Below are 6,433 nucleotides of genomic sequence, written 5' to 3'. Positions count from 1 at the left end.
CTCTGTCCGTTGGCAGAGGAATCGGCTCTCTGACCTCCATCAAGCTGACCTTTGCCTCCGGTGCCGGCACGGAGCAGCTGCATCTGCGTGTCAGTCCAAAGGTGTATATGTCCGGGCTGACTGGTCAGGCGCAGAATCTGGAGGGACTGATCGATGCTCTGGAACGGTGGAAGTAAAACTGCATCGAAAAGACCTGCACCATGGTGCAGGCCTTTTTATGTCCGTCCCCGAAGGGTGGCGAGGCGGATGCCCATGAGCCACATGGCAAACAGATACACGCAGCCTCCCATACAGATGGCGGCAGGCAGCGCCAGATTGTTTCCCAGTCTGCCCAGCAGCAGGCTATAGCTGAAGGCGGCTGCGGCGGCACAGAGCATGCCCCCGTAGGCAGGCTTGAGAAACAGCATGATCCCCAGCTTGACACCGGTTTTCTTCTGATAGGCGTACAGCGCCAGCAGGAAGGTCACCAGATAACAAAGTGTGGTGGACAGAGCAGCGCCGGCAATGTGGATCCGGGGCAGGGGAATCAGCAGCAGATTGCCTGCCAGCTTGCAGCATACCCCAACGCCCATGATCCGGACTGTTGTGGGGGCATGCCCCACAGCCTGGAGCATGCTGAACAGGGGAAAGGTCAGCGCCAGGAAGATTACCCCGGGCCCCAGGCACTGGAGTGATGGAGCTGCTGCCAGGATCTCGGCAGCCCGCTGGGGATACAGCAGCTGCAAAATGGGCTGTGCCAGCACGGAAATCCCCAATCCGGCGGGGAATGCCAGAAAGCCGGTGGCAAGCATGGCGGCGGCGGAATCCTGCTGCATGGCGCTCCGGTTCTGTTCTGCATGGGCGGCGGCAATGGCAGGAATGGCACCTTTGCCGAACATGTTGGTCAGAGAGGGCACCAGGTTGAAGATGGTCACTGCCAGCCCGGAAAAGGAACCGAAAATGAAATTTGCCAGAGCAGCCGGATCCGGGGCGGAGTCATCGGCAAATCGGGCGGCAAAGCTGACAGGAGCCTTGCGGATCGCTGTGTTCAGACAGTGCATACCGGTGGCAAGGTCGATCAGATTGGTCAGATTGGTGATGAGGGATCCGGCAGCTACCGGGATCAGCACTGCAAACAGCGCCCGGTACAGGGCACGGTCAGAGACAGGGGAGGGCTTTTGCCGGGGCAACGCCGGGATTCCGTCCCAGATGCATACATGCCGCAGGATCAGAAACAGAGTGCCGGCAGCGCAGGACAGGGTCACGCCCAGCACGGCGGCGGCAGAGGCGGCTGCCAGGGGTGTGGTGCCCGGCGGCAGGTACCGGAGCACCACTGCCGGATGGGTCAGCGCATACCGACATAACCCCAGACCGCATACCAGCTTCGTCAGGGCTTCTGCCAGTTGGGACAGACCGGTTGGATACATGGTGCGCAGTCCCTCATAATAGCCACGGAATACGGCACTGACGCAGCCCAGCAGGATCGCCGGTGCCAGCACCAGTACGGACAGGTAGGCGTCCGGATTTTCCGCAACATAGCGGCAGAAGGGCTTTGCCAGCAGCAGGATAGCCCCCGTTCCCAGCAGCCCCATGAGAGAGAAGCTCCACAGAGACAGCTTCAGGATCCGGCGGAGGGCGGCATGATCCTCCAGCGCAGCACGTTCCGCAGTCAGCTTTGCCACTGCCGTGGTCAGCCCGGTAATGGATAGGGCATACACCGGCAGGAACAGCCCGTAGGCACAGCTGAAGTAGCCCATACCGCCGCCCCCCAGCAGATTGGTCAGAGGCAGCTTGAACAGGGCACCGATGATCTTGGTCACCAGTGCCGAAGCCAGCAGAACGCAGGATCCCCCCAGAAAGCTTTGTTTTTTCGTGCGATCACCTCCGAAAACCCCATTTGTCAAGGGCGGATTGTATAGAATTTGACGGTCAAAGCTGTGCGATTTGCAAAAAAATCGCCCTTGACCCGGACTTTCTGTACATTTTATGTTGCCGTCTTGGAAATTATGTGATATACTTGATATGATATCGCTTTGAGCGGTGTCCTATGAAAACTGACTGAACGAGGGATAGATATGAATTATGTTTTCTCTGATAAGGTAAGCGGCTTACAGGCTTCCGCCATCCGTGAGATCCTGAAGTTCTGTGCGTTCCCGGACGTGATCTCCTTTGCAGCAGGAAACCCTGCCCCGGAGGCATTCCCCACCAAGGTGCTGGCGGAGCTGTCCGACAGTGTGATGCAGACCGATCCGATCCTGGCACTCCAGTACAACATCACCGAGGGGTACACTCCTCTGCGGGATGCGCTGAAAAGCTGGATGGGCTCCCGGCACTGTTTTGAGGCTGGTGCCGATGATCTGATCATCACCTCCGGCGCCCAGCAGGCCAACGAGCTTGCCTGCAAGGTGCTGTGCAACGAAGGGGACACGCTGATCTGTGAATCTCCCAGCTTTATCGGCTCTCTGAATGCGTTCCGTTCCTATCATGTCAACCTGGTGGGCGTGGAAATGGAGGAGGACGGCATCCGGCTGGATCTGCTGGAGCAGGCGCTGAAGGATGCGAAAAAGGCAAAGCTCATTTATCTGATTCCCAACTTCCAGAATCCCACCGGCAGAACCATGTCCTGGGAGAAACGGAAGGCGGTATACGCCCTGGCACAGAAGTACAACGCCGTGATCCTGGAGGACAACCCTTACGGGGATCTGCGGTTTGCCGGAGAGGATATTCCCGCCATTAAGGCCCTGGATACGGACGGGAGAGTCATCTACACCGGTACCTTCTCCAAGATCCTGGCGCCGGGTCTCCGGGTGGGCTATGTGTCTGCGGCAGAGCCTATTATCCAGAAGATCATCGTCTGCAAGCAGGTTGCCGATGTGCATACCAACATCTGGGCGCAGGTGCTGTGCGAGCGGTTCCTGGCGACCCAGAATATTGAACAGCATCTGGCAGGGCTTCAGAAGATCTACCGGCACAAGTGTAATCTGATGCTGGAGGGCATGGAGCAGCACTTCTCCAGGAAGATCACCTGGACAAAGCCGGAGGGCGGCTTGTTTATCTGGGCGACCCTGCCCCAGGGCAGCGACATGATGGGCTTCTGCAAGCGTGCCGTGTCCGAATACAAGATCGCTGTGGTGCCCGGTACTGCATTCTCCATTCAGGAGAACGATCCCAGCGACAGCTTCCGGCTGAATTTCTCCACCCCCACTGACGAGCAGATCGTCCGGGGCATTGAGATCCTGGGGAACATGACAAGAGAACTGCTGGATAAGTAAATTTGAAAGGATGAATGAAATGGCAATTCAGAGAAGAATCGTGCTGGACCGTTATCCGGTCTGCAAGGAATATATCATGACCCGGGGCAAGGCGCTGACCTTCCCGGCAGAGCATTTCGGCAAGGATCTGAAGGATGACACCGTATACGGGGCAGTCATCGATATGCCCATGGGGCCTCAGCTGCTGACTACCATGGTATGCTACATCAACGGCGCATCAAACCTGTATTTCAATCTGGGCGGAGATTACTCCGGTGCGGCACAGCGGCATCCCGGCGTGGTGCAGGCTGCCCGTTCCTTTATCCTGAACGCAGGACAGTACCTGGAGGATGCGGAAAAGGCAACCCAGTTTGACCTGCCCCGGGGCAGAACCCATTTCGTATATCTGCTGACCAAGGGCGGCATCTACAAGCTGGCATATGAGCCGGCAGGCGTCCCCATGGGGGATAAGCGCCGGGTACTGATGGCAATGTACCAGCGTGTGATGAACGAGCTGCGTAACGCACAGCTGAAGGACCAGGCTGCACAGAAGGGCAGCAAGTAATTAGGGGGCATTTTTCGTGGCAGAAGAAAAAAAGCTGATATTCAGCGGCATTCAGCCTACGGGTACCTTTACCCTGGGCAACTATATCGGCGCCATCCGCAACTGGGCGCCCTTGCAGGATCAGTATCGCTGCGTATACTGCGTGGTGGATATGCACGCTATTACCGTGCGGCAGGATCCGGTGAAGCTGCGGCAGCATACTCTGGAGGCATACGCCCTGCTGCTGGCATGCGGCATTGATCTGGAAAAGTCCATTCTGTTCATCCAGAGCCATGTGCGCACCCATGCGGAGCTGAACTGGCTGCTGTGCTGCAATACCCAGTTCGGCGAGCTGTCCCGCATGACCCAGTTCAAGGACAAGAGCGCCCGGCATGCGGACGATGTGAACGCAGGTCTGTTCACCTACCCGTCCCTGATGGCGGCGGATATTCTGGCGTACAATGCAGATCTGGTGCCGGTGGGCGCAGATCAGAAGCAGCACCTGGAGCTGGCACGGAACGTGGCACAGCGCTTCAACCAGCGCTACGGGGAGCTGTTTACCCTGCCGGAGCCATACATTCCGGATGTGGGGGCAAGAGTTATGTCCTTACAGGATCCCACCAAGAAAATGTCCAAGTCTGACGACAATCCCAACGCATGCATTCTGATCCTGGACGATAAGGACGCCATCATCCGCAAGTTCAAGCGGGCAGTGACGGATTCGGATTCCGAGGTGTGCTACCGGGAGGGTAAGGACGGCATCAACAATCTGATGTCCATCTATGCCAGCGTTACCGGCAAGAGCTACGACCAGATCACAGCGGAATTTGCCGGCCACGGCTATGGGGACTTCAAGGTTGCCGTCGGCGAGGCGGTTGCGGATCACCTACAGCCCATCCGGGACAATTTTGCCCGGATCATTGCAGACAAGGCATATCTGAAGGAGTGCTACACCGCCAGTGCGGAAAAGGCGCTGCGGTATTCACAGCGGATCGTTTCCAAGGCGTACCATAAGGTGGGCTTTGTAGACAAGGGCTGATTTTTGGAGAATCCTCGGCGTTCTGCCTAGAATGCGGGTCAAATGCAGGGCTTGTCTGCATAATTTGCTGAATTTTGCAGAAGGGCTTGCAATTTTAACTGATTTAGGGTAGTATATACCGTGGGTATCGCGTGATTTGGGATACAAAGGAGCAGATACATGGTTTCGTTTACCCGGAAGGATTGTTACCGGATCGAAGATCTGATGGAGATCCTGCGGCTTTTGCGGGGCGAGGGCGGCTGTCCCTGGGACAGGGAGCAGACCCATCAGTCCATCCGCATGGAGTTCATTGAGGAAACCTATGAAGCGGTGGAAGCCATCGATACAAACGATATTCCCCTGATGCGGGAGGAGCTTGGAGATGTATTGCTCCAGGTTGCGTTTCACTGCCAGATCGAACGGGAGCAGGGCAGCTTTACCTTTGACGATGTATGCGATGAGGTATGCAAAAAGCTCATCGAGCGGCACCCCCATGTGTTCGGGGAGTTGAATCTGTCGGATACGGAGGCTGTGCTCAAGAACTGGGACAAGATCAAGCAGGAAAAGAAGCAGCAGTCCAATACGGACACGCTGACCGCCGTATCCAAGGCGCTGCCGGCGCTGATGCGTGCCCAGAAGGTGGGCAAGCGAGCGATGCGGGCAGGCATGGATTTTGACAATGTGCAGGATGCATTTACCTGTATCAGCCAGGAAACGGCGGAGCTGCAGGAAGCCATGCAAAGCGGCACCCAGGAACAGATTGAGGATGAACTGGGAGATCTGCTGTTCTCCTGCGTCAATACAGCACGGCATCTGCATGTGGATGCAGAGGAGGCTCTGACCCGGGCAACGGAAAAGTTTATCCGGCGTTTTCAGAAAACGGAGGAGCTGCTGAAGCAGGAAGGGATCGAAATGCATTCCCTGGGCATAGATGCGCTGGACGTTTATTGGCGTCGGGCGAAAGAAGCGATACGTTAGCAATTTCATAATTACATGATTTGGAGGATATGAACATGACAAAGGCAGATTTGGTAAAGGCAGTTTCCGAAAAGGCAAATTGTCCGAAGAAGGACGCAGAAATGGCGATCAACACCGTGATCGACTGCATCACTGACGCAGTTGCACAGGGCGAAAAGGTTCAGATCGTTGGTTTCGGCACCTTCGAGGTTCGTGAGAGAGGCGAAAAGAAGTGCAAGAACCCCCGCACCGGTGAGGAAATGATCACACCGGCAAAGAAGGCTCCCGTATTCAAGGCTGGCAAGGCTCTGAAGGACGCAGTCAACAAGTAAGCCACAGTGCATGTGGGCAGGGGCGCAGTTGCGTCGCTGCCCTTTTTTCATTAGGAGAGTCAATATGAGATTGGATAAATATCTGAAGGTCACCCGGCTCATCAAGCGCCGTACCGTTGCCAATGAGGCGTGCGATGCGGGCAGGATCCTGGTGAACGGCAAGGTTGCCCGGGCATCCTACGATGTGAAGGTAGGGGACGAGATCGAGCTTGCCATGGGGCAGCGCCCTCTGAAGGTACGGGTAGTGCAGGTTTCCGAATATGCCACCAAGGAAACCGCTGCGGATCAGTACCAGGTCATCGAAGGATAGTGAATGGACAAAAACAGCCGCCGCTGCATCATGCAGCGGCGG

General features: G+C 56.6%; 7 protein-coding genes. 6 read left to right on the top strand and 1 reads right to left on the bottom strand.

Going from position 1 to position 6,433, the window contains the following annotated elements:
* Positions 1–215: 215 nt before the first annotated feature.
* Positions 216–1,883, bottom strand: coding sequence for an oligosaccharide flippase family protein (locus QVO51_RS08920; protein ID WP_022358119.1), 1,668 nt, complete (start codon positions 1,881–1,883; stop codon positions 216–218).
* A gap of 171 nt (positions 1,884–2,054) precedes the next feature.
* On the opposite strand from QVO51_RS08920, the gene QVO51_RS08915 reads away from it, so the two are divergent.
* From QVO51_RS08915 to QVO51_RS08890, 6 genes are all read left to right on the top strand, one after another.
* Entirely contained in the window at positions 2,055–3,251 is a 1,197-nt protein-coding gene (locus QVO51_RS08915; RefSeq protein WP_022358118.1) for an aminotransferase-like domain-containing protein, read from the top strand.
* A gap of 19 nt (positions 3,252–3,270) precedes the next feature.
* Positions 3,271–3,795, top strand: coding sequence for a hypothetical protein (locus QVO51_RS08910; protein WP_022358117.1), 525 nt, complete (start codon positions 3,271–3,273; stop codon positions 3,793–3,795).
* A gap of 16 nt (positions 3,796–3,811) precedes the next feature.
* The gene (gene trpS, locus QVO51_RS08905) at positions 3,812–4,813 is read left to right on the top strand and encodes a tryptophan--tRNA ligase (RefSeq protein ID WP_022358116.1); all 1,002 of its coding nucleotides are present in this window, start codon (positions 3,812–3,814) and stop codon (positions 4,811–4,813) included.
* Between the two features lie 159 nt (positions 4,814–4,972).
* Positions 4,973–5,770 (top strand): nucleoside triphosphate pyrophosphohydrolase, encoded by a 798-nt coding sequence (gene mazG, locus QVO51_RS08900; protein ID WP_022358115.1) that lies wholly within the window; start codon positions 4,973–4,975, stop codon positions 5,768–5,770.
* Positions 5,771–5,805: 35 nt separating this feature from the next.
* On the top strand, positions 5,806–6,081 hold the full coding sequence (locus QVO51_RS08895) for an HU family DNA-binding protein (RefSeq protein WP_015558082.1): 276 nt from the start codon (positions 5,806–5,808) through the stop codon (positions 6,079–6,081).
* A gap of 64 nt (positions 6,082–6,145) precedes the next feature.
* A complete protein-coding gene (locus QVO51_RS08890) occupies positions 6,146–6,391 on the top strand; it encodes an RNA-binding S4 domain-containing protein (protein WP_022358114.1) in 246 nt (81 codons plus the stop codon).
* Positions 6,392–6,433: the final 42 nt, after the last annotated feature.

Source organism: Ruminococcus sp. CAG:379, assembly GCF_000434255.1.
Taxonomy (GTDB): Bacteria; Bacillota; Clostridia; order Oscillospirales; family Ruminococcaceae; genus Ruminococcus_F; species Ruminococcus_F champanellensis.
The sequence above is the reverse complement of the archived record's forward strand: the minus strand, read 5'-3'. Positions and strand labels throughout refer to the sequence as shown.